3 protein-coding genes are annotated in these 17922 nt (G+C 57.3%); 1 reads left to right on the top strand and 2 read right to left on the bottom strand.

All coding sequences use genetic code 11. The features are described 5' to 3' along the window. The coding region (locus tag KQH55_RS08435; RefSeq protein ID WP_373566375.1) for an amino acid adenylation domain-containing protein at positions 1-2143 on the top strand (2143 nt) is incomplete at its 5' end. Between the two features lie 565 nt (positions 2144-2708). On the opposite strand, the gene KQH55_RS08430 is transcribed toward KQH55_RS08435, so the two are convergent. Next, the gene (locus KQH55_RS08430) at positions 2709-3470 is read right to left on the bottom strand and encodes an aspartate/glutamate racemase family protein (protein WP_235090589.1); all 762 of its coding nucleotides are present in this window, start codon (positions 3468-3470) and stop codon (positions 2709-2711) included. 164 nt (positions 3471-3634) lie between these two features. Beyond that, positions 3635-17860 carry a non-ribosomal peptide synthetase gene (locus tag KQH55_RS08425; protein ID WP_235090588.1) on the bottom strand — a complete coding sequence of 4742 codons (14226 nt, stop codon included), beginning with the start codon at positions 17858-17860 and terminating at the stop codon, positions 3635-3637. Positions 17861-17922: the final 62 nt, after the last annotated feature.

The following is a 17922-nucleotide window of genomic DNA, read 5'->3' as shown; positions in this document are numbered from 1 at the left end:
GGCCCATCTTACGGTGCTGGACCCGAACACGCTGCTGGCGCAGCGGGAGACGAATCCGTCGGTGCCGTCACTGACGTCCCGACATCTAGCGTACGTGATCTATACATCCGGTTCCACCGGCATACCAAAAGGCGTTTTGGTTCAGCACAGTAGTGTAGTCAACCATGGAATAGTAATGGCGCAGCGACTTGGACTGAGTTCGCGAGATCGCCTTTTGCAATTTTCTTCGTTCTCTTTTGACGCCTCAGTCGAAGAAATTTTTTGCACTTTATGCTATGGCGCAACGTTAGTTTTGAGAACGGATGCTTGGCTGGCAGACGCCAAGCAATTTTGGGATCTTTGCGAAGCAAACCGCATAAGCTTGGTAGATTTACCCACTCAGTTCTGGGCACAATTAATTCAGGAAAAAGCTGCTGTTGCAAGCAGCGTACGTGCGATTCTCATTGGCGGAGACACATTAAGCGCATCGACACAACGTGCATGGTTAGCTGGAGGCCATCGGGCGCGCTTATTGAATACTTATGGTCCGACTGAAACGACGGTTATCGTTACGATATATGAAGTAGTAGATGATAGTGATCACGGGTGTTGCATCGGTCGTCCGATCGCAAACACCCGGATTTACCTGCTCGATAGCTACGGTCAGCCGGTACCGCTGGGCGCGGTGGGTGAGCTGTATATCGGTGGTGTGGGGGTGGCGCGCGGCTACCTGAATCGCCCGGAGCTGACCGCTGAACGCTTCGTGCACGACCCATTCGTGGGCGAGGCCGATGCGCGGATGTACAAGACGGGGGATTTGGCGCGCTACTTGCCCGATGGGAACTTAGAGTTTCTGGGCCGCAACGATCATCAAGTCAAGATTCGCGGCTTTCGGATTGAATTGGGCGAGATCGAGGCGTGCCTGAACCAGCATGCGCAGGTGCGCGAGGCGGTGGTGCTAGCCATGGGCGAAGGCCAAGATAAACGGCTCGTCGCGTATGTGGTGGCCGATCCCGATGACGCGTTAGCGGGTATCTTGCGCACACATGTGGCGGCAGCGTTGCCTGATTACATGGTGCCCAGTGCGTTCGTGCAGCTTGACGCATTCCCCTTGACGCCGAACGGCAAGCTGGACCGGCGTGCGCTGCCGGCGCCCAGCGCCAAGGCGTTCGCGCATCAAGCGTATGAGGCACCGCAGGGTGAGTTCGAGACCACGTTGGCCGAGATCTGGTCCGAGCTGCTGGGTGTGGAGAGGATCAGCCGACACGATAACTTCTTTGCGCTCGGTGGCCATTCGCTGCTCGCGGCGCAGATGATCAGTCGGAGCCGCACCGCTTTGGGTATCTCCATTCCGATGCCCATCCTGTTTGAAGCACCGATCCTTGCCGCGCTAGCGCAACGTGTATCGTCACAAGACAACGTGCAGGACGAGTCCTTTGCTGTGCTACTGCCGATTCAACCTCATGGCGCTCGACCTGCGCTTTTCTGTGTCCATCCTGTGACTGGGCTAAGTTGGCACTATCGAGGCCTGGTGAGCCATTTAGAGGCAGATCAACCGGTCTATGGTCTACAAGCTCGTGGACTCGACGGTGGCTCGTTGCCCGCCGTCACGATCGAAGCGATGGCGGTAGACTATATTCAGCAGATCCGCCGTATTCAACCACGCGGGCCTTACTATCTGCTAGGTTGGTCATTTGGCGGAAAAGTGGTCCATAGCATGGCAACGCAGCTTGAACAACAGGGTGAGCGGGTTGCGTTGCTAGCGGTGCTCGATGCGACGCCGCATTATGTGCAACGGGATAACAAGTCAAAGATCACCGAAGACGATTTTTATCATCTGTTTGTACGCCACGCTGCAGGCAGTCTGTCGGAAACCGGCCATTATTTGTGGGAGAAAACCCGTGCAGTGCTTCAAAATAATGTGCAGCTTGTTCAACGTTTTTTGCCACGTGTTTACAGTGGCGATATGTTGTTTTTCAGGGCGACAATGGCACGAGATGCATGGACTCAACCCATCTCACCGAAGGCATGGCAGCCATATGTAAGGGGTAATATTGAGGTTCACGACATCACCTGCCAACATTACGACATGGAGTTGCCCGCGCCTACTGCACAGATCGGTCGCATTTTGCGCCAGAAGCTGAATGCGCTACAAGCGGCATGATCAACACTGCCGCCTTGGACTTGCCGGCCGAGTCAGTGTGTGAATTGGGCTGAGATCGGCTACTGCCAGTATGGGCCTTATCGGGTGGCGCAAGGGGACGGTTCCCTTGCGCTCCCGTGGGTGGGCCGTGCGTTCGCTCATGCTTGTGTGCGCTGCAGCCAGCTTCTGGCGCGCTCCTTTGCGCCGTTCTTCCCGCAACAATTTGTTTTCCCCGTCTTTTTTCATGCTGGCTTCGCAAGTAACCGCACGATAGCGACGGCCGCAACCTCAACAGTTCAGCCGCCAGACACGGCTTCCAGCTACTTCGCACTCGTGTGTTGAATCGGTGCTAATTCGCTGCGCAAACTTCACATAAAGTAGGCAAGAACCAGTATTATTTCGACGCTAACATATTACCAATATACCGCAACCTTTCGCGCAAAATCGGCCAAAACAGCCGGCATGAGGCTGTCCAAGGAGCCAAATTTGGACTGGTAACGCTAAGGTGAATTGATAATGGCAAGTTGGCAGATCAATATGCCTATTGGCGGTGAGCTTGTTGGCGGCTGCTCGATGACACGTCAGATCAACCCACCTTGACTAGTGGCCTAAGGCGTACCTCCATACCCTGATCAGGCATCGATTTAGCCCGCCACCACTGTACGCAAGCTTCAGCTAGACAGGATACCGAATCGATCAAATGGATGCCACGGATCCCCTCAGGCACCACCATTGGCAACTCGGTGCAGCCCAAAATCACAGCGTCGGCGTGCAACGCCTCGCATGCCGCAAGTGAACGGGCCAGTTGAGCCGACGCACCAGGAAGATCGCCTGCTTTGCTGAGCGAGATGGCGGTACTCGTTAGCTCGATGATTTCATCTTCAGGTTCGATGAGACGCACGCCGGCATCAGTCAATGCGTGATCGTACAATCGATAACGGGTAGTGGAGCGTGTACCTAGCACGATTGCGCTCCCTGCTCCTGAGAGCGCAGTCTGCCGCGCGGTCGCGGAGATCATATCAATGAACGGAATCCGCAAAGCCGCTGCGAATTCATCGCGCCAGTAGTGAGCGGTGTTGCACGCAATGGTGACGGCGCCGCATCCAGCTTGCGCTAATTGCGCAAGCCGCGCATGGATCATTGTCGGAACAATCGTGTCACCGTTCTCGATTGCAGTGGAGCGGTCCGGAATCTCTGGGCAGGAAAGCAGTAGAAAGGGGACATGGTCCTGATCGACCCGCGCGCCCGCACGTTGAGCCAGTAGCCGCAAGAAGTATGCGGTGGCCTCGCTGCCCATACCTCCTAAAATGCCAAGGCGATTTTTTCCAAACGAAGCATCCGTCCTCATCTACCCATCCTTAAATGTCGACGCTGTGACGCTTGATGACAGTCTTGAATCTGACGTCCCCAAATCCTTTGCAAAGAGCACTCGTGCTCGGCGTACCGGAGCCTAAGCTTGGAAAGCTGTAGCGTTTCGCTCCGGTACTACCTCGCACGCGTACGGGTAAACGTTTAGCTTACCGTTCTTAGCTTCTGCGCAATGATGGGACCAATTTGAGCTAACGGTTCCGGTTGCATCATGGTGCCATGCTCACACTCGATCGAGTGCATCTCAATATGTCCTTTTATATAAGCGTGCCATGTTTCCGGTTCTGGCCGATACCCCGGCTCTTCCAATGCTGCTTTGAAATGCAGCAAATCGCCTTCAAATGTTGAGCGAGGAGCATATTTTTCAATGATTTGAGGGGTTTTCTCAAAAAACTTGAGAATAGTCTCAAACTGCGGCTCGTCTAGTACCGCATATAAGCTTCCCCCTTTGTGGAAAATTTCCTGACACTCAGCAAAGCTCAACGGTTTTTCACCTAAATGCGCTGAATCGTATCCTGCTTCTTCAAGTAAGTGAGCGATCATGTCTTGTCTAGTGGCACGGCGAATTTGATATTGTCTTGTCCTGACATAGCTATCCAGCAACGCCAGGAAAGCAACTTCCTTATCCTGCTTTTGTAAAATGCAAGCCATCTCAAAAGCAATGAGACCGCCCAAGGACCAGCCTACCAGTTGATAGGGACCCGTTGGTTGAATGCTGCGGATCTGTTCGACATAGTCTAAGGCCATTTCTTCGATGCTTTCCGGAAGAGGCCCCAGAGTAGACAGGCAGCGTGACTGCAGACCATAAATAGGATACTGTCGATCGACATATCGCATCAGCCCGGCATAGCACCAACCCAACTCTCCCGCCGGATGAATACAAAATAGCGGGGGACGATCACCTTGGGATCTAAGCGGTAGCACAACTTGAAACAATGAATTGGGGTCGGTCGGACCATCGGGTTGATGACTCAAGCCTGCCACTGTAGGCGTCTCAAACAGGTGACGAATAGAGAATTCCAGGCCGAGTGTTGTGCGGATACGGTTGACCAACCGAGCAGCGAGTAGTGAATGACCTCCTAGCTCGAAAAAGTTGTCATCGATACCGACACGTGCGACGCCTAGCACTTCAGCAAAGAGTTCGCACAGAACCTGTTCCTCAGGTGTACGCGGTAAGCGGGACGTCGCTGCAGCCGTGAATTCGGGCGCTGGCAGTGCTTGACGGTCCACTTTGTTATTCGGCGTCAGCGGCATGGTGTCGAGCCTGACGAACGCCGATGGCACCATATAGTCTGGCAAGCTGCCTTTGAGCTGATCGCGCAGCGCAGTGGTGTCGATAGTGTCATCGCTGACGAAATAGGCTACCAATCGTTTTTCGCCTGGCTCGTCCTCCCGCGCTACGACTACAGCTTGATGGATGGACGGATAGGCCAGTAGTTGCGTTTCAATCTCGCCGAGTTCGACGCGAATGCCTCGGATCTTGACTTGATGGTCGGTGCGGCCCAGATACTGAAGTTGGCCATCGGCTCGCCATTTGGCCAAGTCGCCGGTTCGATATAGCCGCTCGCCGTGTCCGAACGGGTTTGCGATAAAGCGTTCAGCGCTCAACGCAGGCCGCTTGAAATAGCCGCGCGCCAACCCGACACTGGCGATGTACAACTCGCCGACCACGCCCGGTGGAACCAGTTGCAGATGTCGATCCAGTACGTAGACGCGTGCGTTCGAGATTGCGCGGCCGATCGGCACGATGCCGCTTGGCTGAGGCACGGCCGCGAACCAGGTTGAGCTGAGCGTGCACTCGGTCGGGCCGTACTGGTTGATCACGGCAACTTGCGCGCCGAACACTTGGCGAAGCCGATCGCACAAGGCCGCTTCCAGCGGCTCGCCGCAGGTCAAGATTGCCTGCAGTGCCAGTTGGGGCAAGGGGCGGTCTTGAGCCGCCTCGCACAGGCTACGCAGGAAGCTGGGCGTGATGCTGAGGATTTTGGTGACGCCCTGCTCGTGGATCACGGACAGATACTTGTGCGGCTCCTTGGCCTGCGCGGTAGGCACCAATACGGCTCGCCCCCCCGAGGTCAGCGGACCGAACAGGTCACGCACCGACGGGTCGAAGGCCAAGCCTGACACATTCAGCACGACGTCCGCTGCGGTGAGCTGATAATGACGAGTCAGGAAGGCCAGATAATTGGCGACGCCACGATGTCGGATCATGACCCCTTTGGGCCGCCCGGTCGAACCCGACGTATAGATGACGTAAGCGAGATGCGCCGGCGTCACTCCGCTGTGCGGCGTATGGTGCGGCTGGGCTGCGATGTCGTGCCAGTCGGCATCCAAGCGTACACGCCGGGCGTCGGTGGTGGGCAATTGCGCTTCGAGGTGAGCTTGCGTGACCAGTACAGGGGCGCTGGCTTCTTCCAGCATATAAGCGAGGCGCTCGGGCGGATAGCTAGGGTCCAGCGGCGCGTAAGCGCCACCGGCCTTCAAAATGCCTAATATGCCGACCAGCATCTCGATTGAGCGCTCGACGCATAGCCCTACGATGACTTCAGGGCCGACGCCCAAAGCGCGAAGGTGATGGGCAAGCTGGTTAGCGCGCGTGTTCAGCTCAGCATAGGTCATCTGTTGCGCTTCGCACACGGCAGCTACCGCGTGCGGCGCACGCTGCGCTTGCGTCTCGAAAAGCTGATGCAGGGTTTGTGTGTCCGGATAATCGGCTGCGGTGTCGTTCCACGTCGTGAGCAATTGATGTTGCTCTGCGGCGCTGAGTAGCGGCAGCTCAGAGAGGCGCTGTGCTGGATTGGCGGCCACTGCCTCAAGCACATTGACCCAATGCTGGCCGAGTCGCTCGATCGTGTCAGCATCGAACAAGTCCGTCGCATATTGTAGCCAGCCGTCGATGCCGTCCGATGTCTCACCAAAGTACAGCGTGAGATCAAACTTCGTGCCAAACGTATCGAATTGGACCGGTTCGGCGATGAGCCCTGGCAAAGCCAGGTTCGATGTCGACAGGTTGAGTCCATTGACCATGACTTGCACAATCGGTGCACGCGACAGGTCCCGAACGCGCTGTAACACTTCTACCAGCTTCTCAAATGGCACCGCCTGATACGCATAGGCCTCTAACGCGGTCTCCCGCACCTGCGCCAACAATTCGTTGAAGCGGGGATTACCCGACAAGTCGGTACGCAGCGCCAAGGTATTGAGGAAGAAGCCTAACAGTCCTTCCGTTTGTGCCTGCGTGCGCCCCGCAATCGGAGAGCCAACCACGATATCATCTTGCCCGCTCCAGCGGCTGAGTACAATTTGGAACGCCGTGAGCAACGTCATGTATAACGTTGCGCCTTCACGTTGCGCTAGCGCTTTGAGTTGCGCGGCAAGCGCCGCCGGCACGTGCACCGCGAGGCCATGCCCACGGCCGCTTGGCACGGCGGGCCGCGGTCGGTCGGTTGGCAACTCCAACGCAGCAGGCGCTCCCGCCAATTGCTTGCGCCAGTAATTTAGCTCCCGTTCTAGCGCTTCGTCCTTGAGCCATGCGCGCTGCCAAAGCGCATAATCGGCATATTGGACTGGTAGCTCGGGCAGGGGCGAGGGCTGACCCTGAACAAACGCGCTGTACAGTTCGTTCAGTTCGCGCGTGAGTACGCCGATTGACCAGCCATCAGAGATGATGTGGTGCAACACAATACTCAGCACATGAACATTGGAAGCAAGCCGTAGTAATTCAAAGCGCACCAGCGGGCCCGTAGCCAAATTGAACGGTTGTTCAGCGCTGGCTTGCAGATAATTGACAAGCTCGCATTCACCAAGCTCACGCGGTTTGAGCGTGACCGTCCATGGCGGATCGATCACTTGTACGCCGGTGCCATCGCGCGCCTCGAATCGGGTACGCAAAGCCTCATGGCGCCGAACGATTTCGCTGAGCGCGGCGTTTAATGCTGATACGTCTAGCTGCCCCGTCAATCGGGTAGCCATCGGTATCTGATAAGCGTCGCCTTGCCCTAACTGGTCTAAGAACCACAGACGTTCTTGCGCGAAAGACAACGGTAGTGCGTCGGGCCTGGGCTGAACTGTCAGCGCGGGGATGGACAGTTCATTGTTTTGTTGCATTGCTGTGATGCGGGGAGCCAGTTCCGCCACGCTTGCGGCCTCGAACAACGTGCGAATAGGGACCTCAACGCCTAACGTGGCTCGGATGCGGCTGATCAGGCGGGTCGCCAGCAGTGAATGCCCGCCCAAGTCGAAGAATCGGTCGTCAATGCCGACACGCGGCAGGCCGAGCACTTCTGCAAATAGCTCGGCCAGCGTCTGTTCTTGTGGCGAGCGCGCAGCTCGGTAGTGTTCAGAGACAAAATCCGGCGCCGGTAGCGCTTTGCGGTCGAGTTTGCCGTTGGGCGTGAGGGGCAAGTTCTCTAGCAGCACCATGGCGGCCGGCACCATGTAGGCCGGCAGCGCAGAGGCCGCGTAGCGACGAATGTCCGCAAGCTGATCAAGCTTAGCGGGGTTATTCGCATGGGCGCCAGGCGCCTGATTAGCCAGCGCGGGCGAGGGTAAGTACAGGTCAGTGAACGTGGCGTTAGCCGCTTCGCTAGCCTGAACGAGCAAGATATCCATGCACGCTTGCGCGTCGCCTGACCAAGTCGTGGCAACCCAATAGCCGCACGCCTGGCCCAGTGCATGGAAGTCGTCGGGCGTTAACCCTTCTGCCTGCGTGCTACCTGCTTTGAGTCGATGCTGGACGGTCGCAATATCGCAGCCGCGCTCGAGCGCTTGCATGGCCTCGATTTCCCGTTCCAGGCGTGCGTTGGGCACGCCTACGATACGCAGGTGTGTGGGACGTTGCGTGTTCAGATGAGCTTTCAACGTGTCGAGATCAGCGAGCTGCTGACCCCAGTACCACTGTGGCACTTGAGCTAGCGAAAGCGTTTGAATAGGCGCTGTTGACTGTTTATGCAGCACCACATCGTAGCGGTAGCGGCTTAGCTCATTTTCATATGGACCCCGCTTGAGTTGAATATCGACCGCGGCGATGGTGTCAATCGTACGCGGTAGCGTACTGAAGAACGCCGGCGCGAGTAGCAGTTCTTTTTCCGCGAGTAATGCTTGCTCGATACGTCGGCGTACGGTGGATACGTCATCAACGGCAGGATTGGCTTGATGCAGCTGCACGGCGCTGACAAAGCAATTCAGTAGGCTGAAGTTGCGCACGTCGCCGACAAAAAGCACACCACCGGGTGCAAGCAGTGCCATCGCTTGGCGCAGTACATCTTGTAAATAGCTGACATTGGGAAAGTACTGTGCCACCGAGTTGATCACGATGGTGTCGAAATAGCCTGACGGCAGTCCTTCGGTAACATGGGCCGCCTGCGTGCGTAATTCCACGCGCGAGGCCAATTCTGGATAGTGCGTCAGTTGCGCCTGGAGTGCCTCGATGGTGGGCATCGAGAAGTCTGTGCCCCAATAGGCTTCACAATGCGGTGCCAGATGGGCGAGCAGCAGGCCGCTGCCTACACCGATTTCCAATAGTCGTCGGGGTTGGAGTGCCTGAATCCGTGCGACTGTAGCTGCACGCCATGCCTGCATGTCTGGCAGTGGGATCGGGCGCCCATCATAACTGCTGTCCCAGCCGACGAAATTCTCGCCAAAGGCACTGGATTGGTGGCTGCCGTAGTGGGTATCGTAGATCGTTTGCCATTCGCCGACCTGGCGCTCTTCAGTGGCCGCATTACGCTCAGCAGTCGTTTTATCGAGCGTGACATAGCCAACCAGCTGTGTGTGGCCTGGGCGGTCTTCGCGGGCAATCACCGCTGCCTGGGCGACGGCCGGGTGGCGACACAGCACGGCCTCGATTTCGCCTGGCTCGATCCGGAAGCCGCGCAACTTGACTTGATGATCGGCACGGCCGAGGAAATCGAGTGTCCCGTCCGCTCGCCAGCGAGCTAGATCGCCGGTGCGGTACAAGCGCGCGCCTGCTGGGCCAAACGGCGCGGCAACGAAGCGTTCCGCCGTCAAAGCAGGGCGCTTGAGATAACCGCGTGCGAGCCCGATGCCACCAATATAAAGCTCGCCCGACACGCCGACTGGCACCGGCTGTAGATGCTCGTCTAAGACGTACAACTGGGTGTTGTCAATCGGCCGGCCAATTGATGAGGCTACTTCGGTAGCCGCCTCGTCAGGTAAAAACCGCCGCATCGCCACACATACTGTTGCCTCGGTGGGCCCGTACGCATTTGTCATGCGCTGCGACTGCGACCACTGTTCGACGAGGTGCGGAGGGCAGGATTCGCCGGCAACGATCAAATGCGAGCAGCTGGACAGGCTGTCGGCGGGCAGGGCTGCCAACGCGCTGGGCGGCAATGTGGCGTGGGTAATCGCTTGTTCTGATGCAAGCTTTGCCAGCGCGTCTCCCGGCAACAACTGCTCTGAGCGCCCGAGGACCAACGTTGCGCCTGACAGCAGCGACATGCACAGTTCCCAGAAAGCGGCATCAAAGCTCAATGAGGCAAACTGCAGGACACGGCTGTTCGGGTTCAGCGAAAAGCGCTTGATTTGGGCAGCCGTTAAATTATGGCTGCCGGCATGCGTGACCACAACGCCCTTCGGTTTTCCGGTCGAGCCGGAAGTGTAGATGACATAGGCGGGATGCCGAGGAGCGAGTGGCCGGCAACGATGGATGTCGCTCGGATTAAATTCGGATAGCTGCGTTAGCGCGGCGTAGACAGCCGGATCATCCAAATGAAGAACCGCGGTGTACTCGTGGGGTAAGCGCTTTGCGCTCGATGCATTGGTGAGGATGCGCTTGGGCTGCGCATCCTCTAGCATGAAAGCCAGTCGTTCGCACGGATAGTCCGGGTCGAGCGGCAGATAGGCCGCGCCCGCTTTCAAAATACCCAGCAATGCGCTGATCATCTGCGGCGAGCGCGGTAGCGCTAGGGCGACGATATCCTCCGGGCCAATGCCCTCGGCAATCAAATAATGCGCAAGGCGATTGGCTTGGGCATTCAATTCAGCATAGCTGACGTGTTGATCTTCGAAGATTAGTGCGATGGCATCAGGCGCTTTGGCCACCTGCGCCTCGAATAGTGCAGGCAGCGTTGCTTCGCAGATCGGCTGCGCCGTATCGTTCCAACCGTTGAGCAATTGCTGCCGTTCAGCCGTCTCCAGAAGATCGATGTGACCGATCGGTTGCGCAGGCGCGTCGGCGATGGCTTCCAACAAGCGGATGAAGCGGCGGGCCAATCTGTCTACCGTGTCACGATCGAACAGGTCAGTCGCATATTCGATCAATCCTTCCAGCCCCTGCGCACTGCCATCTGTACTCGATACTTCATCAAAGCTGAAGAATAAGTCAAATTTGGCGGTAAAAGTATCAATAGGTTCGGGTATTAAACGCAGGCCAGGCAGGTCAAATGGCTGCACAGCCGTGTTTTGTAATACCAATGAAACTTGGAAGAGGGGGTGATGTGCAGTTGAGCGGGTTGGATTAAGCCGTTCAACGAGCTGTTCAAACGGTGCATCCTGATGGGCATAAGCAGCCAGACAAGTCTCACGCACTCGTTTCAGCAGTGCATTGAAGCTCGGGTTACCTGATGTGTTGGTGCGCAGAACCAAGGTATTGACAAAAAAGCCGATCAGCTCGTCCAGCGCTTCGTCGGTACGTCCAGCAATGGCGGTGCCGATTGGAATGTCGTTGCCGGCGCCTAGACGGGTCAGCAACGTCGCCAATGCCGCTTGCAACACCATGAACAGGCTGGCTTCGTGGGCACGAGCAAGTGCTTGTAGCTTGCCGTGCAGCGTGGCATCGATTCGCATGGCCACATAGTCGCCGTGATAACTGGCCACGGGCGGTCGCGCCCGGTCAAACGGTAGCTCCAACCGTTCGGGCAGACCGGCCAAGGTTCGCTCCCAGTACGCGAACTGACGGCCAATCATGCTGTGCGGATCATGCTCATTACCAAATAACGCCTGTTGCCACAGCGTATAGTCGGCATATTGCACAGGCAACGGCGCCCAGGCTGGCGCCTGACCTTCGAGCCGGGCTGCATAGGCGCGGCCCAAGTCGTGGGCCAGTGGCGCCATTGACCAGCCATCGCCAGCGATATGGTGTAACAGCAGCAATAGCACGTGCTCTTGTGCGTCGAGCCGGAACAGCCACGCGCGCAGCGGGATTTCGCGGGATAGGTCGAAATGGTGAACTGCCGCTTGAGCCAACCTTTGTGACAGCGTTTCTGCTGTCACCTGGATTGTCTCCAGGGTGAGCGAGGCAGCTTCGACAGCGATGATCTGTTGCGTGGCGACTCCGTTGATGTCCTTGAAGACAGTGCGCAAGCTCTCATGGCGGGCTAGCAGGTCGTTCAACGCGGCCTGCAAAGCGTGGGTGTCCACCGTGCCAAACAGGCGTAACGGCAACGGCATGTTATAGGTGGCGCTGGGCCCTTCGAACTGGTGAGTAAACCATAAGCGGCGCTGCGCGAAGGACAACGGTAGGGTGGCGGGGCGTGGCTGTGGACGCAGAGGCGGCCGGGCGAACGCGTTAGGCGTGAGGCGCTGCGCCAAGTCGGCGACCGTGGGGGCTTCAAACAACGTGCGAATCGCGACGTCAATGTCCAACGCAGCGCGAATGCGGCTAATCAAACGCATCGCCAATAGCGAATGCCCGCCCAGGTCAAAGAAGTTATCGTCGATACCGACGGTCTCTAAGTCCAATACCTCAGCGAACAGGTTAGCCAACAGCGTTTCTGCCGCAGTGCGTGGCGCCTGAGCGCTGCTCGAGCTGAAGTCGGGAGCCGGTAAAGCCTGGCGATCGATTTTGCCGTTCGCCGTCAGCGGCAGCGCATCGAGTTCGACGAAGGCGGCCGGCATCATATAGCTGGGCAGTATTTGGCCAAGATGGGATTTCAGTTCGGCGGGCGTGACCGTGTGGCCGGCTGCCGTGACCCAATAGGCGACGAGCTGTTTATTCCCCGGACGGTCTTCGCGCAAGCTGATCGTGGCTTGGGCGATACCCGGATACCTGGCCAGTACGGATTCGATCTCGCTAAGCTCAATACGAAAACCTCTGAGCTTGATTTGATGATCAGCACGACCAAGATATTCCAATTGACCATCCGCGCGCCAACGCACGAGGTCGCCCGTTCGGTAAAGTCGAGTTCCCTGTTCAAAGGGGTTAGCAACGAAGCGTTCTGCCGTCAGATCAGGCCGGCCTAAATAAGCACGCGCCAATGCCGGTCCACCAATATAGAGTTCGCCGGTGACGCTAATGGGTACCGGCTGTAATGCATGATCGAGTACATAGACGCGCGTATTGGCGATCGGTCCACCCAGCGGCGGCGTCTCGGACTCGGCTAGCTGCGTCGCGCGCCACGCCAGTGCATTAATGACCCCTTCAGTCGGGCCATATAAGTTGTAAAGCGTGGCGTTCGGGAAGGTTGTCTGGCATGCGTGCAACACGGCGCTCGATAGCGCTTCAGCGCCGCATAGAATCAGCCGCAGATGTCGACAGTCGGCCACGCCTTCAGTGGCGCAAAGCTGCTCGAGCATGGCTGGAGCGATGTCAATCACGCTGATACGTTGCCATGCCATTAAAGTGGCAAGACGGCTTGCGTCCATCTGTATGGTCGGATCGGCCATGACCAGGGTGGCGCCAGACATCAACGGAATAAATATTTCTTCTATGGACGCGTCAAAGCTCAGCGAGATTTGCTGCAAGCAGTGATCGTCCGATCGCAATGACAGTAGCTGTTGTCCGGCATGCAGACGGCTCGACACAGCGTGATGATCGACCATGACCCCTTTGGGCCGACCAGTGGAGCCGGACGTGTAAACTACGTATGCTAGATGATGGGGGCGGATACCGCTTTGCGGCGCGTGTTGTGGTTGGGCGGCAATGCCCGCCCAGTCAGTATCTATACGTACCCGCTGCGCTTGCATGTCGGGCAGTTGCGCTTCAAGATGCGATTGTGTGATGAGTACCGGGACGTTCGCATTGTCCAGCATATAGGCGATCCGCTCGGCAGGATAATTCGGATCGAGGGGCAAATAGGCCCCGCCCGCCTTCAATATACCCAATACGCCGACCAGCATGTCGATAGAGCGCTCAATGTACACGCCGACGACCACTTCGGGGCCGACGTCCAGTGTACGTAGATAGTGCGCCAACTGGTTCGCACGGGTGTTGAGTTCGTGATAGCTACACTGCTGTTGCTCGAAAACAATCGCCACGGCGTGTGGCGTTTTATCAGCCTGTGTCTCAAATAACTGGTGCAGCATTTGAGCTTGCGCATCGCTGATAGCGCCATCGTGTGCCGGAGACGAGGTTGTCGCGTTCCACGTCTCGAGCAATAGTGCGCGCTCGTCAGCTGACAGCACGTTCAGCTGGTGGACGGGCAGATTGGGTGTGTGCTCGAGTGCCGTCGCCAAGCTTTCCAACGCCTGCTGCATATAGCCACCTATCCGATCGGGATCGAGCGGCTGCACGGCCTGGGCAGTCAGCCCCAGCGCGTGGCCGCGGTCTTCCACCGACAGTCCGAGTGGGTAATTGTCACGCTCTTGGGCGCCCAAAAATTCGATGCCGGGCGTAGTCTGGATCTCACTGGGCGACACCCCTTCGTGCACATAGTTCAGCAGCGCGCTGAACAGCGGTGTACCGGCGGGTACGCCACTACAACGTTGCGCGAGCCCCAGCGACGCATGTTCATGTTCAAGCAGGGTGGCCAGACGGGCATGCGTGTGACGCACACCGTCTTGAACGCTGTTATCCAGGTTCACGCGAAGCGGTAGCGTATTGATGAACAATCCCATGGCGCTGTCAGCGCCGTCGCCTGCTTGCATGCGACCGAACAACACGGTGCCAAATACCACTTGCTGCTGACCCGTGACTCGCGCCAGTACCTGCGCCCAAGCCAGATGGCATAAGCTGGCCAGGCTCACGCCTAGCTGCTTGGCTTGTGTGCGCAGCCGATCATTCAAGTCCTGCGGCAGCATCCGATGCGATTCGGTAACATGCGTGCCGTCACGATGCACATCGGCCAACCCGAACGGCAACGTGGGCTCGTCCACATCGGCAAGCATCTCGGTAAAGAAACGCGCATGCTCACTTTCGCTGATGCCTAAACGCGCTTGTGCGACGAGATTGCGAAAAGGTCGTGCAGGTGGCAACGCGTCGCCTCGTCCTTCGAGGAAAGCCTGCACTTCGGTTTGCATGATCTCCTGTGTGGCATGATCACCGATGAGATGATGTAGCAACTCAAGCAGCAGCCAGCGGCCATCACGATCCTGAGCGATGGCGAAGTGGAGTAGGGGCGCTTGAGTTAAATCGATCCGATATTGGCTAGGATCGAAGCGCCGTAGCAGTTGCTCGATGACGGGCCCATCGTCCGGATTCAACTTAACTTCGGTAACGACCAGCGATGCATGACGCCAAACCACCTGCGCAGGGACGGACAGTCCTTCCCAGGCGAAAGCGGTGCGCAGAATATCGTGGCGATTGATCACTTGCTGGACGGCCTCCAGATAGCGATCCAGCACTTGCCGATTGGCAAAAGCCATTTGGGCGGTCAGCAGATACGGATCACGGTCAGCCGCAAGCAAATGGTGAAACAGAATGCCATCCTGCAATGGAGACAATGCATAGATATCTTGGATATTTGCGGTGCCTCCCGGCACTTGTGTGACGATCCGGTCGATGTCAGCCTGAGTGAGCTCGATGAGCGGCAGCTGATCCGGCGTCAGCGTTATGGTGTCGGGCGTAATGCGATTGGGTGGTACGACCACTTCCCGATGCTGGCCCAGGGACTGCGCCAATACGCTGAGTGTAGGGGTTTCAAATAGCGCGCGTACAGAGAGCATCAGGCCCACGCGGCGCAAACGGTCGATCATTTGCACGGCGAGCAGCGAATTTCCACCCAGTGCAAAGAAGCTGTCATGCCGGCCGATGTGCGTTAAACCCAATAATTCAGCCCAAATCGCTGCCAGCGCCGTTTCAGCTTCGCCCTGCGGGGCTTCATACGCTTGACGTGCAAAGGCATTGGCGTGTGGCGCAGGCAACGCGCGGCGATCGAGCTTGCCGCTTGGCGTCAGCGGGAACGCATCTAGCCGTACAAATGCAGCGGGCACCATGTACTCGGGTAAGCTGGTCAGCAGATGGGCGCGCAATGTGTTGGCAAGTTGTTCATCACACTCAGCTACGACATAAGCAATGAGCCGCTTGGCGCCACCGTCGCCCGAAGTCAGCACGGCGGCATCACGTACCTGCGGATGCTCACGCAGGCGCGCCTCGATTTCACCCGGCTCAATTCGAAAGCCGCGGATCTTGATCTGGTGGTCATTGCGCCCGAGGAACACCAGATTGCCGTCAGGCAAATAGCGAGCTAGGTCGCCGGTTTTGTACATGCGGGCGTTTTCAACGCCGCAAAACGGGTCTGTGACGAAGCGCTCGGCGGTCAACGCTGTGCGATTCAAATAGCCGCGCGCCACGCCCACTCCGCCAATGTACAACTCGCCTACTGCACCCATCGGCACCGGTTGACCGTGCGCATCCAGTAGATAAATTCGCGTGTTGTCTAATGGCCGGCCAATCGGAACCACTTCGCCATTGAAATCTTGTGAGCCACGCCAAACAGTGGAGCAGATAGTCGTTTCGGTTGGGCCGTATGCATTGAAGACCACCGCGCCTTGACGGACCAAATTTCGAAGTAGCGTCGCACTGGGGGCTTCGCCGCCTAAAATCAGCGTCAGAGGGGTGTTTAAATGGGGTAAATCGTCGCCTGCTTGCAGCAGTGCGGGGGGAATGTCCGCGTATGTGATCGCGTGCTTTTCCAAATAACACCACAGTTCAGTGCGATCATGGCGCGCGGTATCGGGCGGCAAATATAAGCTTGCCCCACTATTCAATGCGATGAATGTCTCGGAAGCATTGACGTCGAAACCGAGCGAAGCAAACTGCAAGATCCGGCTGAAGGGGCCAATATCGAAACAGCTGATCTGAGCCTGAACAAGGTTCACAACACTTCGATGCTCAACCATCACGCCCTTGGGTGTGCCGGTCGAGCCGGACGTATAGATGACGTAAGCTAGATGACTAGAAAGAAGTTCGGGCACATGCGGATTGGTCGTTGCCCGCTCTGGCAATACATTAGGATCGAGTACGGTCCGTGATGCGAGCGCCGCTTGACCCAATGCGGCCTGACCTGCTGTATCGGCCAGCACAAGTTCTGGCGCCGAATCGGTCAAGCTATGCGTCAGGCGCTCAGAGGGATACGCCGGATCCAGCGGCACATAGGCGCCGCCTGCTTTTAAAATCGCAAGCAGCCCCACGATCATCGCCGGCGAGCGTGCCATACACAAGGCTACGCGCGTGTCCGGCTGAACGCCCAATTCAATCAGCCGGTGTGCAAGACGGTTGGCTTGCGCATTCAGCTTAGTGTAGGAGAGCGCCTGGTCTTCATAAACTAGCGCAATAGCATCGGGGGTCCGTCTGACTTGCTCCTCAAAGACTTGGTGAAGACATTGGTGTGCCGGATACGGTACTGCTGTTGCGTTCCAGGTGTTAATCAACGTTTCGCGCTCGGCTGGTGGCAACAGATTCAACTTGCAAACGGGCGTCTCGACGTTGTTCGAGGCGGCATCGCATAATGCTTGTAAATGTTCACTGATGCATTGAACTCGGCGTGCATCCATGCGATGGGTATCATAGATCCAGCGAAAAGCGCCATCGCCTTTGACCTGAAGTGTCAGTAAGGCGCCACTGGCCTGCGTGTCAGCGGCAAGCTGTGATGATGCTTCATCGGATAGCACGGACACCGCTACCTGCCAAGGGTATGCGGCGCGCAGCGCGGATAGACTACGCAGAGTAGGATGTCGGACAACCAAATCGCGCAAGAATGTGTGGTGCTGCTCAAGCCGCAGGTATTCTGCTTCGATGGCATGACAAATCGAGGCAAAGGGCTGATCTAGGTCCACCGCGATTTCCATCGGCACAACAGGTGATAGATCGGCAAGCGTTTCTGGCTTGCCGTTACTTTCGCCGCTGACACGCCAACCGATCTGATACTGCGCTTGCTCGGTCAAACGGGCTAGATAGACCGCCAGCACGCTCAGCAACACCGTCAGTGACTGCTTTGGTTCGCTTTTTTCCAGCAATGGCGGACGCCATGCGCTGATTGCCCATTGGGGCTCAAGCGCACTCTCACCTTGTTCAAAGGGCAGTGGCAAAGGCTGCAGGCGAGCTAGTCGCTCCTGCCAGAACGATTCACTGGATGCGAGCGCCTTGCGAATGTCCGGCGTCCCCCCAGTGTTACCTTGATCGTCGAGCAGAGATGGATGATGCGCGTCGTTCTCGATAAAAGGGTCGAGTTTAGCCGTTTGATCGTTCATATCGATGCTCTACGTGCAAAGGGAAGAATAAGGGTAAACAGAGAACCTGCCGCTTTCTTCGG

This window comes from Mycetohabitans sp. B3 (assembly GCF_021498065.1).
Classification (GTDB): Bacteria; Pseudomonadota; Gammaproteobacteria; order Burkholderiales; family Burkholderiaceae; genus Mycetohabitans.
Note: the sequence above shows the minus strand (reverse complement) of the source record. Positions and strands in the feature narration are given on the sequence as shown.

What these genes read in the sequence shown, in the direction of transcription:
- KQH55_RS08425 (WP_235090588.1), bottom strand. Translation starts at nt 17,860, where the DNA reads ATGAACGATCAAACGGCTAAACTCGACCCTTTTATCGAGAACGACGCG.
- KQH55_RS08430 (WP_235090589.1), bottom strand. Translation starts at nt 3,470, where the DNA reads ATGAGGACGGATGCTTCGTTTGGAAAAAATCGCCTTGGCATTTTAGGA.